This window comes from Aquimarina sediminis, assembly GCF_002895435.1.
GTDB classification, from domain to species: Bacteria; Bacteroidota; Bacteroidia; order Flavobacteriales; family Flavobacteriaceae; genus Aquimarina; species Aquimarina sediminis.
The window spans coordinates 164017-186314 of record NZ_POYJ01000001.1; the positions used below are offsets into that span (position 1 = coordinate 164017).

The window sequence follows — 22298 nt, forward strand, 5'->3', positions numbered from 1 at the left end:
ATTTCTTAAACAATTTATATGTCATTTAATACATTAGGACTTTCTGATGCACTTTTGCGTGCTATCGATAAAAAAGGATATACAACACCTTCACCCATTCAAGAAAAAGCAATTCCACCAATATTAGAAAGAAAAGATGTTCTGGCATCTGCACAAACTGGAACTGGAAAAACAGCTGGATTTACATTGCCAGTATTGCAGATTTTGTCTCAAGGACAAAAACTACGGAAAAGACCTGTACGAGCATTGGTGTTAACACCTACAAGAGAATTGGCGGCGCAGATTTTGGACAATGTGAAAGCATATAGCGAATTTCTAGACCTTAGATCGATGGTGATATTTGGTGGAGTAAACGCCAAACCGCAAATCAGAGCATTAAGAAATGGCATTGATATATTAGTAGCTACCCCAGGGCGATTGTTAGATTTACATAGTCAAAAAGCGCTTTCTTTGGCGAATATAGAAATTTTGATTTTGGATGAAGCAGATCGTATGCTGGATATGGGTTTTCAAAGAGATATTAATAAGATTTTGAATTTATTGCCCTCTAAACGGCAAAACTTGTTGTTTTCGGCAACCTTTTCGAAAGAAATAAAACAATTGGCTAACGGGATCTTACATAACCCTGTGTGGGTTGAAGCTACTCCCCAAAATACAACCGCAGAAAAGATTGACCAAAAAATATACAGAGTAGATCAAAAAAGGAAATCAGAGCTGATTATTAAGTTTATAACAGAAGGAGATTGGAAACAAGTACTAGTTTTTACCAGAACAAAACATGGAGCAAATCGATTGAGTCAAAAAATGGTGAAAAATGGTATTACTGCCGCTGCAATTCATGGAAATAAGAGTCAAGGAGCTAGAACAAAAGCTCTTGGAGGTTTTAAGAAAGGAACTATTAGGGTATTGGTAGCAACAGATATTGCAGCCCGAGGATTAGATATTCCTCTATTACCTCATGTAGTAAATTATGAATTACCAAATATCTCTGAAGATTATGTACATAGAATAGGTCGTACAGGTAGAGCAGGAGCAAGTGGACAAGCTATTTCTCTGGTAAGTCAGGATGAGATTAGTTATGTAAGAGGAATAGAAAAATTACTTGGTGAAAAATTACAAAGCGAAATTGTAGAAGGTTTTGAACCAACCTTGATTTCTGAAAACACCAATTCAGAAAGAAACAATAAGAGTAGAAGTTCTAAACCAAAAGGGAATAGTAGAAATTATAACAGACGTAGGAGAACCAAAAAATAAGGATGTAGAGGTTTAAGTAAATTAAAAAAGCGGAAGTATTACTTCCGCTTTTTTTTTATATGTTATTTATCTTCTTAATTAGAAGATATAATATCCAACAGAAACTTGGAAGTTAGAGTTTTTAGTCTCTAAACCTTCAATGTCAATTACATCGGTAAAACCAAAGTTATATCTTAATTGACCGAAAAAAGGACCGAACTCTACTCCAGCACCTACAGCACCACTAAGATCAAAACTTTTCGTTTCTACATCAGAAACAAGACCTGAAAAAGCAGTATCCAAATTATCATTTACTACAAAGCCAAATTGAGGTCCCGCCTCAACACTAAATAACTTAGCAAATTTAAGTTTTAATAAAATCGGAATGTTCACATAGTCAATATCAACATCTTTAACTCCTTGAGCAGAGTATAAAAGCTCAGGTTGTAAAGCTATTGTTTCGGCAAGACTTACTTGAGCAACAGCACCAATATGGTATCCTGTTCTTCCATCTGGATCACCAGCCAAATTATCTCCATTTAGTGTAGCGAAGTTTAATCCCCCTTTAAAACCAAATTTGATGTCTTGTGCTTGTGAAGAAATAGAAAAACTAATTACTGCAATTGCTAATAAAAAAAGCTTTTTCATAATTGTAAATTTAAGGTTTGTTTGAGGTCAAAGATAGGAACTTAAATCTTAAGAAAAGGTTAAAATTGGTAGTAATAGGTTCACTTATAAGTTTATTTTGAAGTTTAGAATATTGTATCTTCGCCACAAAATTTGAAATAACATCAGCATTGCAACACGAGTTTACTATACAAGTTTCGCCTGAAGTAGCTGCTTATCCCGATCGATTAAAAGATAGTGTAGCTCATAAAAACGGCATCCCGAAGACAGAAATCAGACATATTGAAATCCTGAAACGTTCTATAGATGCAAGACAAAAAGCAATTAAGGTAAACCTGAAACTGAAAGTGTATGTAGAGGAGGATTTTGTAAATAACCCTATAAAACTACCTCATTATCCCGATGTTTCTAACGCGCAAGAAATAGTTATAATAGGAGCAGGACCGGCAGGTTTGTTTGCAGCTCTTCGCTGTGTAGAGTTAGGGTATAAACCCGTTGTTCTTGAGCGGGGAAAAGACGTACAATCGCGTAGGAGAGATCTTAAAGCAATTAATCGAGACCATATTGTAGATGAAGATTCCAACTATTGTTTTGGAGAGGGAGGAGCAGGCACCTATAGCGATGGTAAGCTGTATACTCGATCTAAGAAAAGAGGTGATGTTAATCGTATTTTAGAACTTTTGGTTGGTTTTGGAGCAACGGATCAAATTTTGGTCGAGGCTCACCCTCATATTGGTACAAACAAATTGCCAAATATTATAGCCGCAATACGCGAAAAAATAATAGAATTGGGGGGAGAAATACATTTTGAAACTCGCGTAATTGATTTTGAAATTAAGAACTCGCAAATTAATGGTGTAACGTTGTTTGATAAAAGTACTATTGCTACACAAAAAGTAATTTTGGCAACGGGACATTCTGCTAGGGATATTTTTGAGCTTTTGTATCGTAAAAAAATTGAGATTGAAGCAAAACCTTTTGCTTTAGGAGTTAGGGTAGAGCATCCGCAACAACTTATCGACCAAATCCAATATAAATGTAATGTTCGTGGTCCATATCTACCTCCTTCGCCTTATAGTATAGTTAAACAAGTAGCAGGTAGGGGGATGTATTCTTTTTGTATGTGTCCCGGAGGGGTCATTGCGCCATGTGCTACCAGTCCTGGAGAAGTTGTTACAAATGGGTGGTCTCCATCCAAAAGAGATCAACCCACGGCTAATAGTGGAATTGTTATTGAATTAAGAAAAGAAGATTTTGAACCTTTTGCAAAATATGGCCCATTGGCAGGAATGTATTTTCAGAAAAATATAGAACAACAAGCTTGGCGTGTAGGAGGAGAAACCCAAAGAGTTCCTGCTCAACGATTAGTTGATATGACTAATGGTAAGATGTCTGTAAATATGCCTGTTACATCTTATAAACCTGGTTTAACATCCGCCGATATGAGTACTGTGTTTCCTGGGTTTATCCACCAGGTCTTACAAAAGGGTTTTGGTGCTTTTGACAAAAGTATGAAAGGCTATCTTACCAATGAAGCTGTAGTACATGCTCCAGAATCTCGAACGTCATCACCTGTTCGTATACCCAGAGATTGGAAAACACTAGAACATATACAAATTAAAGGACTATATCCATGTGGTGAAGGCGCAGGTTATGCTGGGGGAATAATTTCTGCCGCTATTGATGGAGAGAAATGCGCTCAAGCGTGTATAGAGGCATTGAAACCCTAAGTAGTTAGCTGCATTTTTTTAGAGAAAACTCAAAGGTAGTATAGATATCTTCTTCAGAGATCACTTTAATAGATCCTCCTAGTTTTTCAATAAGGTTTTTTACAGTAGACAAACCGATCCCATTGCCTTTGTTACCGCTTCTATCTGTGGTATTTGCCGTAGTAAAGAGATCAAAAATTGTATCTAGTTTATTGTGTGGAATACCCATTCCATTATCAGTTATTCTAAAATAATAGAATTTGTCATCCTCACTTGTTTCAATGGATATGATAATTTGATCTTTATTATTATATTTAATACTATTTCCTATAAGATTGAAGAAAACTTGTTTTAGTGCTAGTTTATTTGATTTTAGAAGAGGATCCTTCTCAGGAAAATGGATAGTAAAATCTGGTTTTATACTTAGTAGGTCAACAATTTCTTTTAACAAGTGATTTAGATAAAACTCTTCAGGTTTGTTGTTTATTAAACTATCACTTTCATAATGATCAAGTACATCGTTGATATAGTTGCTCATAGAGAAGGAGGAAGTTTTTATGTATTCAAAATATTCTAAGCTTTCTTGATCTAATTTATCGCTCAATTTTAGTTTTAATAAATCTGTAGAAGTAACGATATTCGCCAAAGGCATTTTAAGGTCATGAGAGATTACTCTGGCAAACTCTTTTAAAGATTCATTCTTTTTTTTAAGTTTTTGCTGAACCTCTTCTAGGTCATTATTTTTTTTATTAAGCTCAAAGAGAATAATTACTTGTTTAGCCAAGGCATTAAGAGATTCAATCTGCTTTTCAGAAAGTTCTCTAGGTTTACTATCCATAACGCATAGAGTACCTAATGCAAAACCATCTTTATCGACAAGCGGAATTCCAGCATAGAAAATAACCATTCTGTCTTCTAAACAAATATGACTTTTATTAAAAAGACTATGTTCTCGGGTATTTTTAATGATTAGCGGTTTATGAGGAGTAAGAATTGCATGAGAGCAAAGAGAGTTATTACGTGGAGTCTCACAAAGGGTAGTTCCGTTTTTTGATTTGAACCATTGTCTATCCACATCCACAAGTGAAATTAGTGCTACTTCAGTATCACATATAAAATTTGCCAAAGCCGTAATTTCATCAAATTCTTTCTCAGATTCTGTATCTAGAATATCTAATGATTTTAAAGCTTCGAGCCTAAAGTTTTCATTTATGGGTGTAGTAGTTGATATCATCCAATATTGAGGAATTGATTTGACTAAATGCAATTCTTAATAAAATTAACAAAAATAAGTCATATATAACGAATTAATTGCCATTATATCCCGATTTTACGTGATAACCATAGCGTATTAAAATTTATAACTTAATCAATAAACAAGGGCAATACACATTTGAGTAAACTTGTCAGATATACCTTTGGGTGAAACTGGGAATATAAGGTAGTTACTACCTTATAGTAATATATTGTCAATCATATTTGAGGTAACATTTTATAAAATTAATGACACTATTTTGCTAATAGGATTAATTCTAAATAGTAATAGTTAGGTAACCGGGGTAACATAAACTTAAAATTATGTTTACCTAATCACTACCATTAATTAACCATTCTTCTATCTGCTGCGAATACTTTTACGGGAAAACAATAACAAATTAAATTAGAGAAAAAATGAAAAGTTTACGCAATGTTACCTTACAAATATTTATGATATCTATCGCTTTTATATCTTTTATGAGTTGTGAAGATGGAGAAGATGGTCTTAATGGAATTAATGGAGTTGATGGAGTTGATGGTCAGGATGGTGCTGATGGAGAAGATGGAGAAGATTTTGTTCCTTCTCCAACAATCTTTTCGAATAAATCATCTTATGATCCATTGGTTGCTATAGCTCCACAGTTTAATTATGTGCAGGCCTATTCTTTAATAACTACTCCAGATGTAATAGGAGGTAGTTTTCAGTTAGCTGGATCTGCAGACGGCGCTGGATTTTTAAAAAATGAAAATGGAGGGTATATGTATGTAGTAAATTGCGAAGACAGTTATGCGGTTGCAAGAATACATCTTGATGAAAATTTGATTCCTACATCAGGAGATTATTTATTACATTCTGGGGTATCAGATTTTGCTCGTCAATGCTCAGGTACAATGTGGGAAGCAGAAATTCATGGAGGTACCAAGGATATCTTTTTATCAGCTTCAGAGAGCATTAATTATGATGTAAAAGGAATTGACCCAAGGGTTACAACTCCAACACCAGATGCAGATTTTGGATTAGATGCCTTGGGAGAGTTTTCTTGGGAAAATGCGGTTCCGTTACCAAAGAATACGTATACAGGGAAAACGGTAATTATTGGTGGTGATGATGACTCTAGTGGTTCAGAAGGACAAGTAACTTTATATTACTCAGAAAATGGGGATGATGATTTGGATAATGGAAAAATTTATGTTTTACGTTTTAAACAATTCTCCGATGGAGCGGGAGGAACACAAAACGTAGTAGCAAATACTACGTATAACGAAAGTCAACTTGATTTTCAAGTTACATATGATATAGAGTTTGTAGAAATCCCAAATGGTAAGGATTTAACCAAAAGTGAGATGGAAACTGCTTGCACAAATGTTTTTGCCTCTCAATTTATGAGAGTTGAAGATGTGGATTATCAAAAAGGAAACGATGCAAATGGTCGAAACGTATTCTTTGCAGTAACGGGAAGAGGACCAGGAAGAGGAACTTATAATGATTGGGGTACAGTATATAAATTAGAGCTTGATGAGGCTTCTCCTTTAACAGGTAAGTTAACCCAGATCGTAAGTGGTAATACCGATACAAATAATATGGATGGTAATTTAGGAATGCTTCAAAGTCCTGATAATATCTGTGTAACAGAAAACTTCGTATATATTCAAGAAGACCCTAACTCATTTAGTAGAGGTCATTCGGCATATATTTATCAAACAGATATCAATGGTAACAATCCAAGCAAAGTATTAGAATTAGTAGTTCGCCAAGATTTGGACCCCAACAATAGTACAGGGATTAGTGGAGAATTTGGTTCTCTAATCGATGTATCTGATAAAGTTGGTATTCCTGGAACATTTCTTTTAGCAGTACAGCCACACTATTGGGAAAGTCCAGATTTTATGAATCTTGATGGTCATACCAATACAACCAAAGAAGATGACCAGGCATCCCAGATTGTAATATTACAAGGACTTCCTAGGTAACACTATTGAAGTATTAAAATTTTAAAAAAGGGCTCCATTATCTTAATGGAGGTCCTTTTTCATTTGCATAAAACTGTATAAAATGATAAATATTTCTCGCAAAGTAATAGGTGTAATTAGTTTATTTTTAGTGCTTATATCTTGTAAAAAGAATGTAGTTTATTTGGATAGTACAACACCAGACTGGGAAGTAGCACAAGGGTATTACCTAGAGCATATTGTAAACTCTATCTCATATCTGGACAAACTTAGGGATGAAGGAGTACAAGGAAAAAATGCAAAGACTTTTTTTGTAAAAGCTAGAGCATCATTTAAAAGATCAGAACCTTATGCATCTTACTTAAATCCAGAAGTAGGACATAGAGTAAATGGTCCTGCACTTCCTGTTTATAAAGAAGATAATGGTAAGATTTTAGAGCCTGTGGGGTTTCAAAAAATAGAAGAAAGTGTGTATGAAGGAGGCGTTAGCAATGTAGATTTTGTGAGAGAAGTTGATATTACCAAGGGATTATTAGTAAACCTTAAAAAAAACATCGAAAAAAGAGCATTAAATCCTCAACGGTTTTTCAAAGCAACTCACCAACAATTATTTAGAATAATTAGCCTTGCTATCTCAGGATTTGATACGCCTGTAAGTCATTTGGGAATAGAGGAAACTATTATCTCCTTAGAAAGTTTGAGGTACGTATATAAAAACAGCATTCAATTTTTGATAGTAAAGAAGAATCCAAACCTGAACAAGGAGTTTATTACTAATATCAATAATTCAATACGATTTATTGAAGGAAATATCAATTTTGAAACTTTTGATAGGTATACTTTTATAAGAGATTACATGAATCCAATAACCAGAAACTGGGTAGCTATAAGAAAAGAAAGCGGATTGTGGAATGGAGAGGATATACAACCATTTAACTATGATGCTCCGACATTTTTTGAAAAAAACAGTTTTAATCTTGATTATTTTACACCAACCGTTAACCGAAATCCGACAGATAAGCAGATAGTCTTAGGAGAAAAACTTTTTTTTGATGAGAACCTTTCCAAAAAAGGAACAATGTCTTGCGCCACTTGTCATGTACCAGAAAAGGCATATGCAGATGGTATGGTTGTAAACCTGAGTAATAAGGGGCAACCTCTTCAAAGAAATACTCCAACACTTATAAATTCGGCATTTCAACAAAGTTTTTTCTGGGATGGCAGATCACAAACATTGTTAGATCAAATATCATCAGTATTTATAAATGATAAAGAGTTTGATTCATCTGTTCATGAGTTTTCTGATACTATTCTAAGAGATACAACTTATATTAGATTGTTTACAGAGGCGTATGGAGGGATATCTACAAGAAATACTGAAGTTATAAAAGCTATATCTTCTTACATCTCTACTTTGAATGGTTTTGATTCTAAATTTGATAAAAACATAAGAGGAGAACTCAATACATTTACTAACGAAGAAAAATTAGGGTTTAATCTATTTATGGGTAAAGCTCTGTGTGCTACTTGTCATTTTATACCACTTACTAATGGCACAGTGCCTCCTTTTTTTACAGAAACAGAGAAAGAGGTTATAGGTATTCCCGAGACTTCAGAAAATAAGAAAATTGATGATGATTTAGGGTTTTATTGGAGATTTAAAGAACAACTGCATAAAGGAATGTTCAAAACACCCTCGATTAGAAATGCAGATCTTACAGCTCCATACATGCATAATGGAGTGTATAGTACCCTAGAAGAAGTGATGGAGTTTTATAATCTAGGAGGTGGAGGTGGATTAGGATTTGATTTACAGCATCAGACATTGCCTTTTGATGAATTAAGCCTAACAAAAGAAGAATTAAACGCTATAGTGGCATATGTAAAAACGTTGTCTGATGATAATGTGACAACCTCAAACTATAACTAAATCTCCAATAGTTATAAATAGAGCCTTGAATTTTAGTTTTACTTTTAAATATACAAGATTTAGGGCTCTATTTTTAGAATTTTTCAAAAACTCCTAATCCAAATAATGCATAATCGTATTTAACGGGATCATTACTATCTAGAGATCTTAGTTGAGTATCAAGTTCTAACAAAGCTTTTCCATCGTTCTGTTTTCGCTTAAGTATTCCTAGCTTACGAGCTACATTTCCAGAATGCACATCCAGAGGGCACGATAGTTGAGCAGGAGAGAGATTTTTCCAAATACCAAAATCGACACCTGCTACCGAATCTCTTACCATCCATCTAAGAAACATATTGATGCGTTTGGCAGCAGAGTTTTTATTAGGGTCACTTATATGTTTTTCTGTTCTAGATTGATGCGGAAGACAAAAGAATTCTTTTTTGAAGTTGTGAATTGCATTCTGTAAGTTGTCTTCATTTTGATACTGCATAAAGAAACCCTCCATGTCATTATATTTGGTATAGATATGCTTTAAAGCGGTAACAAAATAAGAAAGATCTATACTATTGAAAGTTCTGTGTACAAAACCTTCAAAACGATGGAAATCATTCTCAGTATGATTAATAATAAAATCATAAGGGCTATTACCAAGAAGCTCCATTAACTTATGCGCATTTTTTAAAATACTTTTTCTGTTCCCCCACGAAATAGTGGCAGTTAAAAAACCAGAAATTTCTATGTCCTGTTTTTTAGTAAATAAGTGAGGAATCTGTATAGGGTCTGTTTCGATAAACTTTGGTTGCTCATAAAAAATGGATTTTTCATCTAAGAAATCTTTGAGCTCTGCTTTACTAAGTCTTTTCACAACGGTCTATTAAAAAATCTTTATCATTGTCTATTGAAGATACAAAGATTAGAATTATTTAAAAATCATATGCGGTTAAAACGTATTTTTAATACAATAAAACGAAGAGTAATATAGTTTAGTTACTTTAGTCTGATTAAAAAATCATATTTTTGATTTTACTTAATATTCTTGTTTACATGAATCTAAATAAAATAGTAGTCAGTGATTTTTTGCTATTTAAAAGATTTTTGAAATGGAAATTATAGATTACCTAATTTTAATAAGTGCCTTACAAACGTTAGTTATTACCGTTGTTTTACTTTTTTATCGATCCAAAAAAGTACATGTTAATCGTTATTTGGGATTGTTTTTTGCTACCTTATTTGTAGAGCTGACGATATACTTTGTTTTTAAAGTAGTAGAGCATCCAGCTCTTTATTACCAACCTTTTCGGTTTGATTTTTTAAGTCTGAACTTCTTGTTGTTTTATGCTGTAGAAACAGCGGGGATTCAAATAAAAAATAAACTACATTACTATATTCCTGCGATTGTTGAATTTCTACTTTTATCTGTACTTTTTGGTATAGTACTATATAATCCAGAGATACATATAACTTTTCAAGAAATATATCTCAATACCATTATTTATATAGCATCTTCAATTTATATTGTAATAATATCTATAATGATTATCAGAATTAATGGTAAACATAAACAACAATTGCCTCATGTATATGAGGTTACAAAGTTCAAATCATTAAATTGGCTGACAATTTTTTGTGTCGTATGTATTTGTTTTAATGTTACTTCTCAACTGTTAAGGGTATTTCCAGATGATGAGTTTATTCAGATTGCTTTTGATTCGATTTATTTACTATCCCTTTATTATATTACCATAGCTAGTTTAGTTCAGATTAATATTGTTAATATAATCTCTCCCAAAATAGAAGAAAAAGAGACCAAGGCAGAGTTAGAGCATATCATACGAATTATTGATGATTATATGGTTGAAACCAAAGCATATTTAAACCCTTCTATTAGTTTAAAAACATTTTCTAAAGAGGTTAAGCTTCCTGAAAGATTAATTTCTAAAGCAATTAACAAAATAGAACATAAGAACTTTAATAATTATATTAATTACTACAGGATCGAAGAATTTAAGAAACTTTTGTCCATGGATAGGCACAAAAAATTTAGTATTTCTGCTATAGCAAATGAGGTTGGTTTTAATTCTAGAGCCTCTTTCTATAAAAATTTCAAGGAAATCGTAGGAGTACCACCTTCTTCATATGTTAAAGATTCAAGTATTTGATTTTTAAATATTTATGTTGTTTTGAAACACGATTTAAGATGTCCTAAATCACGTTAATGGACACTTAATTGTTGATATAGGTGTTTTTTTTGTTGAATTTAGCATCAACTATTCTAACACAAACTCAATATTATGAATACTTTTTTTAGCATCAATTCGATCCTATTTTTGACTTATAAAGAAAATAGCCTATAGAATTACTATAGATAATTGTTCTTGGTTGTTTACAAAGTAATAAACCGGCATTTAATTTTAACCAACTTTTTTGAGATTCATATAGGTGTTTAGCCTAAGTATCTTGGAAATTTGGGTTTACTATTATTTGATCGAGAATTGTCATCAAAAATTACTTACCAAATTTTGATATAGAGGGGTCTGCATATTTTCGACCCGGTTTTTACTTTGTTTAAGATACCTTTTGAACCATTAGACGATTTACTATCCTAATTACGCTCAACTTAACTATTAAGGTTTCAGAGTTCTTAATAATTAACTTTTAAAATTGAAACTATAAAGACTTATAGGTCTTTATGCATTTTACACAAATTAACTACAAATAACATGAAAATTATTAAATTATTAGCGCTTAGCGCTATAGTGGCAGGATGTATAACTTCTTGCCAAAAAGAAGAGGTCGCTTCAGAAATAAATGAAGTGGATAATGTTCCTACAAAAGAACAGCTTCTTAAATTAACAAAAATGGGGGTTAATACAAAAAATGTTACTATCGAGACAATAGAAGATCTTGATGGAAGTGTTGGAGATTATTTCGTAAATGGAACTGATCTAGGAATACCTGTTCAGGGTCTTTCGGATCAAGTTGCATTAGAAACACTTGAGAATGGAAATAAGCAGTATAGAACCCGTAACCTGATATCTAGTCGTAACCGTACTATCAATGTACTTGGTTATACTGGCGGCGGCGGTAATGGGTTGTCTAATACAGGAAGACAGGCTTTACAAAGAGCAGTGGCGAATTTTAACAACCTAAATACTTCTCTTAATATGAGACTAAGTTTTGGTACGAACTATCAGGCTGCCGATTTAGTGGTGTATGTAAGAAGTGACTTGGGTGCAGGAGGGTTAGCAGGATTTCCTTCTGGTGGTAGAGCTTATAAATGGGCGAGAATTGGACCTAACGTTGCCAGAAATGGTGTAACTTATGCTACGCATGTAATTACACATGAGATGGGGCATTGTATTGGTTTGCGTCATACAGATTGGTTTGCAAGATCTTGTGATGGTAGTAACGAAGGACAAGGTTCTGATGGTGCTATTCATATTCCTGGAACTCCTACTGGTATTGATAGGACTTCTATAATGATTTCTTGTGCTACTGGTAATGAGAACGGAGTTTTCAATAGAAATGATGCTAGAGCGATACAGTACCTATATTAAGATATAACAAAACAAATTAAGAACTTTGAAGCTTTATTATAAAATGGTCACATAATAGTGACCATTTTTGTGTTTAAATAAAGAAAAAGTAACGTTGTATTGTTATTACCCTACAATTTTACCATCTACCATAACCAATTTTCTATCTGCCATATTGGCTAGTTCTTGATTATGTGTTACAATTACAAAAGTCTGCCCAAACTCATCTCTAAGTTTAAAAAACAGCTGATGTAAGTTTTCTGCAGCTTCACTATCCAAATTTCCAGACGGTTCATCTGCAAAAATTACCTTTGGGTTGTTTACTAATGCCCTAGCAACCGCTACTCGTTGTTGTTCTCCTCCAGAAAGCTCACTAGGTTTGTGGTCATATCTATGAGCAAGTCCAAGAAAATCCAAAAGCTCTTTAGCTCTTTTTTCTACTTCAGCTTTTGGAGTTTTTTTTATAAATGCAGGAATACATACATTTTCTAGCGCTGTAAACTCGGGTAATAATTGATGAAACTGAAAGATAAAGCCTAGCTGCTCGTTTCTAAATTTTGAAAGTTGTTTCTGAGATAATTGGTTGATGTTGGATTCGTTAATAAACAAACTACTTTCCTTAGATTCAGTAATATGATCCAAAGTCCCCAAAATTTGCAATAATGTTGTTTTTCCTGCGCCAGAAGCTCCAACAATAGAAATAACTTCTCCTTTTTTAATATGTAGATCCACTCCTTTAAGTACATGAAGGTCTCCATAGTTTTTATGAATATTACTAGCTTTTATCATCTGTTTTTTACTTGAAAGAGTGAAAGTAATCAATATCATCAGAATCCCCAAGATTATCCTTTAGAAGAACGTTTTAAATTATTCACATCTAGGAAATATACTACTCTAAGCGATAAAGTATGCTGTATTGGCTGATTAAATAAATTATCTAAACTTTGCGTATAATTTAGAGTAGATAGTTCATCGTCATTAAAGATTTTATTACGATATAGTAGAGTAGCTTCACTACCAGGAGCGAATCTCCAATTAAAACTTAAATCGAGATTCCAAATATTAAAATTAGTATTAGGGTTGTCTTCTGAGATATCATAATCTATTTGAGACCTAGAACCATCTTCATTTAAAACATAAAAGACATTATCAGAGTAATCTGCCGTACTCCAGAAATTTCTAAAACGTAAACTTACGGCTTTATAGGGGTCAAAATTATAACTGGCGCTTAAGGAGTTTTCTAATGAGATAATATCCCGCTGACCCAAAAACACATCATTATCATTATCATCGATATACCCAAAATTATTCGGGCGATTAAAATATTCTGATCGCCAGATGAGTAATAACTTATCCGTAAAACGATATCTAGGTGAGACTTCTATCCTATATATTTCTTGTTGATCACCAAACCATTGTCTGGTTCCGGCGCTGATATCATATGCAAATTTTTTTCTATAATCAGAAGAGACAAACATTCTACCTCCCAAACTAGAGTTAAATGTAACAAACCGACCATCGACACGAGGTTCAAAATAGTCTTTGGTTTTGGAATTGAAAGCAGCTCTGCCTCCAAAAGCAAATCGTTTTTTGGTTATAAAGAACCAGTCTCCGCCAATTGTATTTTGAGTTTTTATACTTGGGTCGTATAAGCGTTGATGTCTCACAAAAACGTTAAATCGATACCTATTAAACCATCCTTTAGGTTCAAAAATCTGATAAGAAGCATTAACTCGAAAATTATTAAAATTATTTCGAAAATTCACTCCTAAATCATTAATGTCATATGTTTTATTCGCTAAATCATAACCGAATCCATATCTTATTTTACCTTTTATTCTATCAAAATCAATTTCTGTAGCAAAACCAGCGATATTATCACCAGGCAAATTAATATGACTAACTATAGATCTTCCTGTGAGGCGGTGTGAATTAGCCTTGTTAGAAAGATTCCATACCAGTCCAGAGACATTAGCATTTCTAAATTCACTTCCATTTCTTATGACACTTGTATTGATTAGTGATAGAGATGAGTTCTTATTAAATTGCTGATCCAAAACAATAATATTGTAATTTGCTAATGGTTCAATAACTTTTTCACGGCTATTACCTGTTATGGTATCGGTAATTCTAAGTTTTGTTTTTTCGGTAATTGCATTAAATACTCCTATACCAAGGTTGTTTTTGGTTCTACCAGAAACTTTGAGAGCGTTAAGTAGGTTAATTTTAGAGGGAGCATCTTCTGCAACTTCATTTTCATAAAGATCATCATCAGATATTGATGTCGACGCTTTTCCTCCAACTCTTCTAGAAAAGAAGATGTTTCCTTTATTAAAAAGCTCTGTCCCTTCAGTAAAAAACTGCCTGTTTTCTCCAAATGTTTGTTCAAATGGTCCTAGATTAAGACGGACTTCATCAAAAGCTGCTTGCCCAAAGTCCGGTATAAGAGTAGCATCTAGCGTAAAACTATCACTCAGTCCATATTTTACATCCATACCTGCGCTAAAATCAGTTTCGGTTTCCCCATCTGTACTCGATACCAAGCCTTGTACAAAAGGGAAAAAAGTTAGTCTTACAGGAGGGTTAATGTTTTTTACACCTTTAACCAAACCGTTGTATTGTGTAGGTTGCCCAATTTTATTATCTATAAAATTCCAGGAATGAGTTTGATTTTTATGTTGTAATCTTCTATAAAAATTGATACTCCAATCCTGTACATCCACTTCAGGAAATCTAAGGGCATTGTAAGGTATCTTAAATTCGGCATACCATCCTTTATTATCAAAAGAAACTTTGGCATCAAACACCACATTATAGCTAAAGTCCTCTCTAAATTGATCAGCTCTAGCATCGCCTATAGTACCAGCACTAGTTATAAAAAAACGTGTTTCATTGATCCCGTCATTATAAGTGTTAATCGCAATACTAAAAAAATCTGCTTGTACAAAAATATCATCACGTTGACTAAATTGCCTTAATATTTTATCAGGTTGGTCATCATATAAGTATGCAGCAAAATAGACAGCTTTATTGTCATATGCCATTTTTACCTCTGATTGCATGTTGTTTGATATACTACCTTCATTTCCTGGTTTCCACATTACAAAATTGCTGTGTGCAGGAAGAGTTTTCCAGATATCATCATTTAATACACCATCAATTTTTGGAGGAGTAGTGATTCGTTGTGCAATAATTTCTTTCTTTTCTTGAGCAAAAGAGAATAATGTACAAAAGAGTACTATAAATGTATTAATGTTTGAACGTAGTTGTATATCCATAAAACTGTAATAAAAATCTTACCTTTTTTTGCTTTTTGTGCAAAACTAGGCTTGTGATAGGAGATGTCGTACTAACGAAAAGTTAAAAAGATGCGAAGTATTGAATATTTATCCTCTTTTGTTAAAAAATTAAGAATACAGAAACGAGTGTATACGATTTGCAAAATAGGAAATATGTAATATATCTGGCTCCAAATTTTTATCAAAGAAGTTATAATGAAGGAAACATAATGTTTGAATTAACTAAGGTGAAATTTTATTTAATTTGTAATTATTATATAGAATAGGTTAAAATGTTTTTTGCAAACATGATTCTATCAAATTAAATATTACCTTTAAAAAAAAGAAATTAGAATTAGTGGCTATGCTATACAAAAATTTTGAAGAGTACAATATTGATGTAACAGAAGAAGTTAAAGAAAAATTTGAATCAATTATAGAAAACCTAGGTGAGGATGTTAAAAGAGAAGGTATTGTAAAAACTCCAGAAAGAGCTGCTAAGGCAATGCAGTTCCTAACCCAAGGATATCATCAGGATCCTGCAGATATACTTAAAGGAGCTATGTTTAAAGAAGATTATGATGATATGGTTATCGTTAAAGATATCGAACTATACTCTTTGTGTGAGCACCATATGTTACCTTTTTTCGGAAAAGCTCATATTGCATATATACCAAATGGGCACATTGTAGGGTTGAGTAAATTACCAAGAATTGTTGATGTTTTTGCCAGAAGGCTACAGGTTCAGGAAAGACTTACACATGATATTTTGGAATGTATTAATAATACATTAAAACCTAAGGGAGTAGCAGTGGTTATTGAAGCCTCCCATATGTGTATGATGATGAGAGGTGTGCAAAAGCAAAATTCTGTTACTACTACTTCGGGTTTTAGAGGTCAATTTGAAAAAATTGAAACACGTACAGAATTTTTGAGATTAATTACTGCTGATCTAGGGTAGTAAATTTTTGGAATACTCTTTGCTTTATTTATTGTATATTAAACATAAACAATTCATAAATATATGGCAAAAGAAAAATACAAAAAACTAGGATTAAGCTTACTTTTTGATGGACTAGGGATGGTTACTTATGTAATCCCAGGAGTAGGGGAGTTCGGTGATGTTATTTGGGCACCAATAGCAGGTTGGTTAATGACAAGAATGTATAAAGGTAATGTAGGAAAAGCAGCAGGAGTATTCACTTTTGTAGAAGAAGCATTACCTGGTTTGGATGTAATACCTACATTTACAATTATGTGGGTGTATACTTATGTGATTAAAAAGGAAAAAGTTAAAGAAGTTATCGACATAGATGTTTCTTAATCTTTTATAAAGCGAGCGAACCCCATTCTACGTAGCATTTTTTTCTCAAAATTCCAGAAAAACTTAAACTGCCCAAAAAGCCAGCCTACAACAAGAAGCAATACCTGATAAACAGGGAATATTAGAAAAATTCTGGCAGACCAATAGATCCAACCATTTGTAGTTTCTTCTTGCAAACCTATAAACGAAAGTATTGGGTCAGAAATTCGTGCTGCTGTAGACCCTGTTATTGCAAAAGCAATAAAGATTGCGATTAACTCCCATCTATAGGAAACAGCCCATTTGGTTCTTAGAATTTTGAAAAGCCTTAGCGTAATAAAAAGAAATAGGAAAGAGAAGAAAAGGATTAAAGTCGATAGTATACCAAGATACATACTATCAGTTTGATCTATCTTTATTATATCCAATATGTATATACTAAGTAAGTAAGAAGAAAATGCCAAACTTAACAATCCCAATACAGGGAATATCAATTGCCAATTACTCTTTATTTCCCAACGATCCTTGAATTTTTGCATGATGTAAAAATACAACTAAAATGGAAGTAAATCAATATCGATTACCTCTTGTTACAATAAATCGTTGGCGATATTGTCTTTCAAAATATAAGAAGTAATTATAAAGAAGGTAGTTCACTTCGTACCCATAACGAATAGTGGGGTCATAATTAATTTGTTGTACATATAATGCGGGATCATACCGTAAGGGTTGCAAGACGCGATTGTTGTATTCTGTCACATATATTCGATTCCTGTTTTCTAAATACGTCTCTCCATAATATCCTCTTGGTCTTTGTGTTACCAGCCATGAATTAAATCCTGGCTCAATAATAAGAATTTCATACTCGAGACTATCATTCGCTATTCGCAATGTGTCCGAAGTAGAATTAATAGAAGCCGTATCTGATTTTTTTGATTTGGTAGTAGCGCAACTTACAATAAATAAAAAAAGTAGACTAAAAAAGATAAAGTATTTCATAACCCTATAAATATATCCAAAAAAGAAATAGAGTAGTGTTGTAGAAATTATAAATTCCAAAAATCAATTTGATTTTCTTCAATTTCCTGAATGTCTGTGAGGTTAATATCCATGCGATACATAATTAGCTCTGTAAACCTATTGGTTGAAAAGTTTGAATTTACCCCATTCGAATACAAAATCCCGGCTCCATTAGTAGCAGTACAACGCCCTAATGTATAGTTGCCTGTTCTTAAAACAGTTCCAGATCGTCTAATCGTTTGTACAATATTAGCCCTGATAAAAGAGAATTGTTGCCATTGATTATTGACATTTGTAGCCCACCGTACTGGGTTGCTACAACAAATACCAGAATCAAAATATACTCTATTGTTGGTCCAATTGACATGAACAGACCATCTGTCTGCACTAGCTCCTGGTCTTCTGGTTCCAAAAGAAAAATTATTATTGGATGTAGAATATATAACTGTTAGTAAAGATCCGTTTACACCAGCATTGGTCAATATTTGTATACTAGTATTAATATCTAATCTATCGTCGGTACCATCACCAAAAAAATAGGGTCTAATAGGGTCTGTTATAAAACGAGGCTGAAAGGCATTTGTGTTTTGAACGGCATTTCTACCTAGTCCACTTTGGTCATACCATGTAACAACAAACACATTTGCAGCTCCACGCCAAGCATTTATAGCGTCTATATCCACTATATCATTATCAGCCCAACCAAAATCTTGCTGCGCATTATCACTATCCCTTCTTAAACGTATCAAAGGACCATTGTAATCAGATTCTACTACCCTTAATGAAAATGCAAAGCTAATATCTGTCAGTTTCTCATCCAGAATATGAGATGGTCTCATCGTAGGGAAATGATTGTATTGACTAATTTGGCTATTACAAATGCTAGAAAAAAGAATTAATATGCAAAGCAATACTTTTGTCATAGCTTAATTTCTTTTTAAATCTCCTGTTACGTGAAATACGTTTGTACTAGTACAAACGATTCCTGCACCAGCATCTAATCCAGCTGTACTAAATCTAAGTAATCTATTTTTTATAGTAACTCCACCTGCTCCTGTTATGGTGACTTTTCCATTTCCAATCTGATATATACTAACATTAAAACCAATGGGAAGGGCAGAAGGAACTGTCAAAGTAACATCTGTTGTACTATTAAAAGTTAGAATATTCCCATTGTCGGCTTCTATGAGGGTATAATTTCCAGTCTTAGGAAATACAGAAGGAGGGGTGAGTAGTTCTTTCCATTCGGTACCATTATACTCAAAAACTTTCTTTTTATCGGTATCAAATATTAATGCGCCTTCTTGTATTGTGGCTATAGGAATACTGTTTATACTGGTAGTAGTTTCTGCAGGGAGTACTAATAAGGCATTTGCATCAATTTGAGAAGCACTATTAATCGTATATAGAATGAGTACCGAAACTAGTAATTTTCTCATAACAGGGAAGGGGTTTTTAAAACAAAAGCTTATTAAAGTTTTAAAACTTTAATAAGCTTTTATTCAGTTCTAAATTAATAAAATTTAGATTATTTTCCAAAAAGTCCACCTAGGAGTCCTCCAAGACCACCTTTTTTACTTCCTCCACTATTTAATAACATACCCGCAACATCATCTAATATACTACCATCTCCGTCGGCATCAAGAAAAGATTCTATTAAAGATTGTTGTTGTGACCCTTTACCGCCTCCAGACATGCTACCAAGTAGGCTTGACAAGCCATTGGCATCACTTACATTACCTTGTTTAGCTTGCTTTCCTATTACCCCTAAGAGTATTGGTGCAGCAACTTTAAGTATTTGAGCTACAGAACCAGCATCGATTCCAGATTTTTGGCTTAGGGCATTTTCAACTGCTGGTTGCTTACCACCAAGAATATGACCAAGAATACCGGCTCCATCATCTGTAACACTTTGGTCAACACCACCATCAAAAAGCCCACCTAGGTTATCCAAAATTCCTCCAGAATGTTTACCTGTTAATGCGCCTAATAAGCCAGATGCACCTTCGGGTGTAGATGCATTACGTTGCATCGCTCCCATTAATACAGGCATTGCCATACTTAATAAATCTCCTGTTTTACTTTCAGATTGCCCCGTTTGAGAACTTACACCGTTAATAATTTGTTTTCCCATTGGGCTATTTAATAGCTCTAAAATTCCAGACATAGTTAATGTAGTTTTTTTATGAACCTAAATTTACATTTTTAATGCTAGAATTAGAAAAAGAAAAGGGTTTTATTTTGACAGAAATAGGATGAAAGGCAGAATAGGAAGATAAAAAGCAAAAAAAGCGCTATTTCAAATATAGAAATAACGCCTTCTTAGTACTTAGTACTAACACTTATGTTTTAGAACTAATTTAGAATATTAATAATCTGTTCAGCCAACTCCTGACCAATACGATCTTGTGCTTCTCCAGTAGCTGCACCAATATGAGGAGTTAATGATATCTTATTATTCATTAATACTTTGATTGCAGGGCTAGGTTCATTTTCGAACACATCAAGACCAGCAAAGCCAAGTTTTCCATTTTCCAAGGCTTCAACCAATGCCACCTCATCGATTACTCCACCACGAGCAGCATTAATAATACCTACTCCATCCTTCATTTGTTCTATTTCAGGTTTTCCTATTACATATTCTTTCTGTGCAGGAACATGCAACGTGAAAAAATCAGAATTTTTAAGCACCTCTTCTTTAGATACTGTCTTAATTTTGAAATTTAGTGATTGCCCGTCAAAGAACTCTAATGGGATTTCTACTTCCTCAATAAAAGGGTCATATGCAATAACATTCATCCCAACACCAATTGCAATCTTTGCAGTGGCCTGACCAATACGTCCAATACCAATAACCCCAAGAGTTTTTCCTCTTAGCTCGATACCGCTACCATAGGCTTTTTTAAGATTTTTGAATTTGCTATCACCTTCTAAAGGCATATTACGGTTGGAGTCATGTAAAAAACGTACACTACCATATAAATGTGCAAAAACCAGTTCGGCCACAGACCCAGATGAAGCTGCCGGCGTATTGATTACATGCAATCCTTTTTCCCGGGCATACGCTACATCAATATTATCCATACCAACACCACCACGACCAATAATTTTTAGAGAAGGGCAATTATCAATAATATCGGTTCTTACTTTGGTAGCACTACGAACAAGTAATACTGTAATTTCATTTTCATTAATGTAATTTACCAATTGATCTTGAGCGACAGTTGTTGTCAAAACCTCAAATCCTTCTTTTTCTAAAGCTTTAATTCCACTTTGGGATACTCCGTCGTTTGCTAATACTTTCATGGTTGTAAATCTTAAGTTTTTAATTTAGGTGATATTAGAATTTATGCTTTTCTCTCTAGGTCGTCCATTATATCTACTAATGCAGCAACACTTTCTAAACTCAGTGCATTATACATACTTGCTCTATAACCTCCGACGCTTCTATGACCATTGATCCCATTGATTCCAGCTTCTTTCCACATCGTATCAAAAGTTTCTTTAAGATCTTCATTTTGCAAGGTAAAAGTTGCATTCATGTTAGAACGATCTTCTTTGGCAGCAAACCCTTTAAAAAGTGGGTTTACGTCAATTTCTGAATAAATAAGGTTAGCCTTTTTTTCGTTCAATTCTTCTATTGCAGCTATTCCACCAAGTTTTTTTAACCAACGCAGTGTAAGCATGGAGACATAAACAGAATAAACGGGAGGTGTATTAAACATACTAGCCTTACTTATATGAACTTGATAATCCAACATAGAAGGGATATCTCTTTCTATCTTACCAAGGATATCTTCTTTGACAACAACGAGAGTTGTTCCTGCAGGTCCCATATTTTTTTGTGCACCAGCATAAATTAAACTAAACTTAGAAAAGTCTAATTGTCTAGAAAAAATATCACTACTCATATCACATACCAATGGGATATCTGTAGTAGGAAAATCCTTTAACTGTGTTCCGTAGATAGTGTTATTACTAGTGAGGTGTAAATAATCCAAGTCTGTTGGAATATTTAATTTTTTGGGAATAAAATTGAAATTTGCATCTTTTGAAGAGGCAACTTCAATTACTTCACCAAACTTTTTTGCTTCTTTTACAGCTTTATCGCTCCATGCTCCAGTGTTTAAGTATCCCGCTTTTGATTGTAGTAAATTATAGGCAGTCATTAAAAATTGAGTACTTGCTCCTCCTTGAAGAAATAATGCTTTGTATCCCTTACCTTCGAGACCTAATAATTCTAAAGCCAGACTACGGGCTTCTTCCATAACATCAACAAAATCTTTACTACGATGCGATATTTCCAGGATGGAAAGACCAGAGTTGTTAAAATCTAACACTGCTTGTGATGCTTCTTTAAATACTTCTTGTGGTAAAATGCAGGGTCCAGCGCTAAAATTATGCTTTTTCATGTGCTAATGTTTGTTGTTTTAAATGGCCACATGGAATCTTTAACAATTATAAAAAGACCTT

The 22298-nt window shown here is 33.5% G+C and carries 20 protein-coding genes; 8 read left to right on the forward strand and 12 right to left on the reverse strand.

What is annotated here, in order from left to right:
* The first annotated feature begins 18 nt into the window (after nucleotides 1-18).
* Nucleotides 19-1254, forward strand: coding sequence for a DEAD/DEAH box helicase (locus C1X07_RS00720; protein ID WP_103068061.1), 1236 nt, complete (start codon nucleotides 19-21; stop codon nucleotides 1252-1254).
* 78 nt (nucleotides 1255-1332) lie between these two features.
* Here the strand turns inward: C1X07_RS00720 and C1X07_RS00725 are convergent, their stop codons facing one another.
* Nucleotides 1333-1881 carry a porin family protein gene (locus C1X07_RS00725; protein ID WP_103068062.1) on the reverse strand — a complete coding sequence of 183 codons (549 nt, stop codon included), beginning with the start codon at nucleotides 1879-1881 and terminating at the stop codon, nucleotides 1333-1335.
* Between the two features lie 149 nt (nucleotides 1882-2030).
* Between C1X07_RS00725 and C1X07_RS00730 the strand changes: the two genes are divergently transcribed.
* Nucleotides 2031-3590: an NAD(P)/FAD-dependent oxidoreductase gene (locus C1X07_RS00730; RefSeq protein ID WP_103068063.1), complete on the forward strand. Its 1560-nt coding sequence runs from the start codon at nucleotides 2031-2033 to the stop codon at nucleotides 3588-3590.
* A gap of 4 nt (nucleotides 3591-3594) precedes the next feature.
* Here the strand turns inward: C1X07_RS00730 and C1X07_RS00735 are convergent, their stop codons facing one another.
* Nucleotides 3595-4803 carry a sensor histidine kinase gene (locus tag C1X07_RS00735; RefSeq protein ID WP_103068064.1) on the reverse strand — a complete coding sequence of 403 codons (1209 nt, stop codon included), beginning with the start codon at nucleotides 4801-4803 and terminating at the stop codon, nucleotides 3595-3597.
* A 437-nt stretch (nucleotides 4804-5240) separates the two neighbouring features.
* Here C1X07_RS00735 and C1X07_RS00740 point away from each other — a divergent pair, with 437 nt between their 5' ends.
* Nucleotides 5241-6797, forward strand: a complete 1557-nt coding sequence (locus C1X07_RS00740) for a PhoX family protein (protein ID WP_103068065.1) — start codon at nucleotides 5241-5243, stop codon at nucleotides 6795-6797.
* Between the two features lie 82 nt (nucleotides 6798-6879).
* Nucleotides 6880-8706, forward strand: a complete 1827-nt coding sequence (locus C1X07_RS00745) for a cytochrome c peroxidase (RefSeq protein ID WP_103068066.1) — start codon at nucleotides 6880-6882, stop codon at nucleotides 8704-8706.
* Between the two features lie 73 nt (nucleotides 8707-8779).
* Here C1X07_RS00745 and C1X07_RS00750 read toward each other — a convergent pair whose 3' ends face one another.
* Nucleotides 8780-9553 carry a TIGR02757 family protein gene (locus tag C1X07_RS00750; protein ID WP_103068067.1) on the reverse strand — a complete coding sequence of 258 codons (774 nt, stop codon included), beginning with the start codon at nucleotides 9551-9553 and terminating at the stop codon, nucleotides 8780-8782.
* A 235-nt stretch (nucleotides 9554-9788) separates the two neighbouring features.
* On the opposite strand from C1X07_RS00750, the gene C1X07_RS00755 reads away from it, so the two are divergent.
* Complete coding sequence (locus C1X07_RS00755; protein ID WP_103068068.1) at nucleotides 9789-10847, forward strand: helix-turn-helix domain-containing protein; 1059 nt, start codon at nucleotides 9789-9791, stop codon at nucleotides 10845-10847.
* 561 nt (nucleotides 10848-11408) lie between these two features.
* Nucleotides 11409-12245 (forward strand): M57 family metalloprotease, encoded by an 837-nt coding sequence (locus C1X07_RS00760; RefSeq protein ID WP_103068069.1) that lies wholly within the window; start codon nucleotides 11409-11411, stop codon nucleotides 12243-12245.
* A 105-nt stretch (nucleotides 12246-12350) separates the two neighbouring features.
* Here the strand turns inward: C1X07_RS00760 and C1X07_RS00765 are convergent, their stop codons facing one another.
* Both C1X07_RS00765 and C1X07_RS00770 read right to left on the reverse strand, forming a co-directional pair.
* Entirely contained in the window at nucleotides 12351-13013 is a 663-nt protein-coding gene (locus tag C1X07_RS00765) for an ABC transporter ATP-binding protein (protein WP_103068758.1), read from the reverse strand.
* Between the two features lie 53 nt (nucleotides 13014-13066).
* Nucleotides 13067-15502, reverse strand: a complete 2436-nt coding sequence (locus C1X07_RS00770) for a DUF5916 domain-containing protein (protein ID WP_103068070.1) — start codon at nucleotides 15500-15502, stop codon at nucleotides 13067-13069.
* A 364-nt stretch (nucleotides 15503-15866) separates the two neighbouring features.
* Here C1X07_RS00770 and folE point away from each other — a divergent pair, with 364 nt between their 5' ends.
* The gene (gene folE / locus C1X07_RS00775) at nucleotides 15867-16463 is read left to right on the forward strand and encodes a GTP cyclohydrolase I FolE (RefSeq protein ID WP_103068071.1); all 597 of its coding nucleotides are present in this window, start codon (nucleotides 15867-15869) and stop codon (nucleotides 16461-16463) included.
* Between the two features lie 63 nt (nucleotides 16464-16526).
* Nucleotides 16527-16826: a hypothetical protein gene (locus C1X07_RS00780; RefSeq protein WP_103068072.1), complete on the forward strand. Its 300-nt coding sequence runs from the start codon at nucleotides 16527-16529 to the stop codon at nucleotides 16824-16826.
* Here the strand turns inward: C1X07_RS00780 and C1X07_RS00785 are convergent.
* The 7 genes from C1X07_RS00785 to serC all read right to left on the reverse strand — a co-directional run bounded on the left by C1X07_RS00785 (nucleotide 16823) and on the right by serC (nucleotide 22237).
* Nucleotides 16823-17344: a DUF6787 family protein gene (locus C1X07_RS00785; protein ID WP_103068073.1), complete on the reverse strand. Its 522-nt coding sequence runs from the start codon at nucleotides 17342-17344 to the stop codon at nucleotides 16823-16825. The two genes, C1X07_RS00780 and C1X07_RS00785, sit on opposite strands and share 4 nt — an antisense overlap.
* Before the next feature lie 31 nt (nucleotides 17345-17375).
* Entirely contained in the window at nucleotides 17376-17804 is a 429-nt protein-coding gene (locus C1X07_RS00790) for a DUF6146 family protein (RefSeq protein WP_103068074.1), read from the reverse strand.
* 47 nt (nucleotides 17805-17851) lie between these two features.
* Complete coding sequence (locus C1X07_RS00795) at nucleotides 17852-18748, reverse strand: hypothetical protein (protein WP_128755164.1); 897 nt, start codon at nucleotides 18746-18748, stop codon at nucleotides 17852-17854.
* Nucleotides 18749-18751: 3 nt separating this feature from the next.
* Entirely contained in the window at nucleotides 18752-19264 is a 513-nt protein-coding gene (locus C1X07_RS00800; protein WP_103068076.1) for a hypothetical protein, read from the reverse strand.
* 89 nt (nucleotides 19265-19353) lie between these two features.
* Nucleotides 19354-19992 (reverse strand): DUF937 domain-containing protein, encoded by a 639-nt coding sequence (locus tag C1X07_RS00805; protein ID WP_103068077.1) that lies wholly within the window; start codon nucleotides 19990-19992, stop codon nucleotides 19354-19356.
* A gap of 188 nt (nucleotides 19993-20180) precedes the next feature.
* Nucleotides 20181-21131, reverse strand: coding sequence for a D-2-hydroxyacid dehydrogenase (locus C1X07_RS00810; protein ID WP_103068078.1), 951 nt, complete (start codon nucleotides 21129-21131; stop codon nucleotides 20181-20183).
* 41 nt (nucleotides 21132-21172) lie between these two features.
* Nucleotides 21173-22237 (reverse strand): 3-phosphoserine/phosphohydroxythreonine transaminase, encoded by a 1065-nt coding sequence (gene serC / locus C1X07_RS00815; RefSeq protein ID WP_103068079.1) that lies wholly within the window; start codon nucleotides 22235-22237, stop codon nucleotides 21173-21175.
* Nucleotides 22238-22298 lie beyond the last annotated feature (61 nt).

Coding starts and splice junctions, on each gene's coding strand:
- C1X07_RS00755 (WP_103068068.1), top strand. CDS start 9,789: ATGGAAATTATAGATTACCTAATTTTAATAAGTGCCTTACAAACGTTA.
- C1X07_RS00725 (WP_103068062.1), bottom strand. CDS start 1,881: ATGAAAAAGCTTTTTTTATTAGCAATTGCAGTAATTAGTTTTTCTATT.
- folE (WP_103068071.1), top strand. CDS start 15,867: ATGCTATACAAAAATTTTGAAGAGTACAATATTGATGTAACAGAAGAA.
- C1X07_RS00765 (WP_103068758.1), bottom strand. CDS start 13,013: ATGATAAAAGCTAGTAATATTCATAAAAACTATGGAGACCTTCATGTA.
- C1X07_RS00720 (WP_103068061.1), top strand. CDS start 19: ATGTCATTTAATACATTAGGACTTTCTGATGCACTTTTGCGTGCTATC.
- C1X07_RS00770 (WP_103068070.1), bottom strand. CDS start 15,502: ATGGATATACAACTACGTTCAAACATTAATACATTTATAGTACTCTTT.
- C1X07_RS00790 (WP_103068074.1), bottom strand. CDS start 17,804: ATGAAATACTTTATCTTTTTTAGTCTACTTTTTTTATTTATTGTAAGT.
- C1X07_RS00800 (WP_103068076.1), bottom strand. CDS start 19,264: ATGAGAAAATTACTAGTTTCGGTACTCATTCTATATACGATTAATAGT.
- C1X07_RS00760 (WP_103068069.1), top strand. CDS start 11,409: ATGAAAATTATTAAATTATTAGCGCTTAGCGCTATAGTGGCAGGATGT.
- C1X07_RS00735 (WP_103068064.1), bottom strand. CDS start 4,803: ATGATATCAACTACTACACCCATAAATGAAAACTTTAGGCTCGAAGCT.
- C1X07_RS00805 (WP_103068077.1), bottom strand. CDS start 19,992: ATGTCTGGAATTTTAGAGCTATTAAATAGCCCAATGGGAAAACAAATT.
- C1X07_RS00795 (WP_128755164.1), bottom strand. CDS start 18,748: ATGACAAAAGTATTGCTTTGCATATTAATTCTTTTTTCTAGCATTTGT.
- C1X07_RS00745 (WP_103068066.1), top strand. CDS start 6,880: ATGATAAATATTTCTCGCAAAGTAATAGGTGTAATTAGTTTATTTTTA.
- C1X07_RS00740 (WP_103068065.1), top strand. CDS start 5,241: ATGAAAAGTTTACGCAATGTTACCTTACAAATATTTATGATATCTATC.
- serC (WP_103068079.1), bottom strand. CDS start 22,237: ATGAAAAAGCATAATTTTAGCGCTGGACCCTGCATTTTACCACAAGAA.
- C1X07_RS00810 (WP_103068078.1), bottom strand. CDS start 21,131: ATGAAAGTATTAGCAAACGACGGAGTATCCCAAAGTGGAATTAAAGCT.
- C1X07_RS00785 (WP_103068073.1), bottom strand. CDS start 17,344: ATGCAAAAATTCAAGGATCGTTGGGAAATAAAGAGTAATTGGCAATTG.
- C1X07_RS00780 (WP_103068072.1), top strand. CDS start 16,527: ATGGCAAAAGAAAAATACAAAAAACTAGGATTAAGCTTACTTTTTGAT.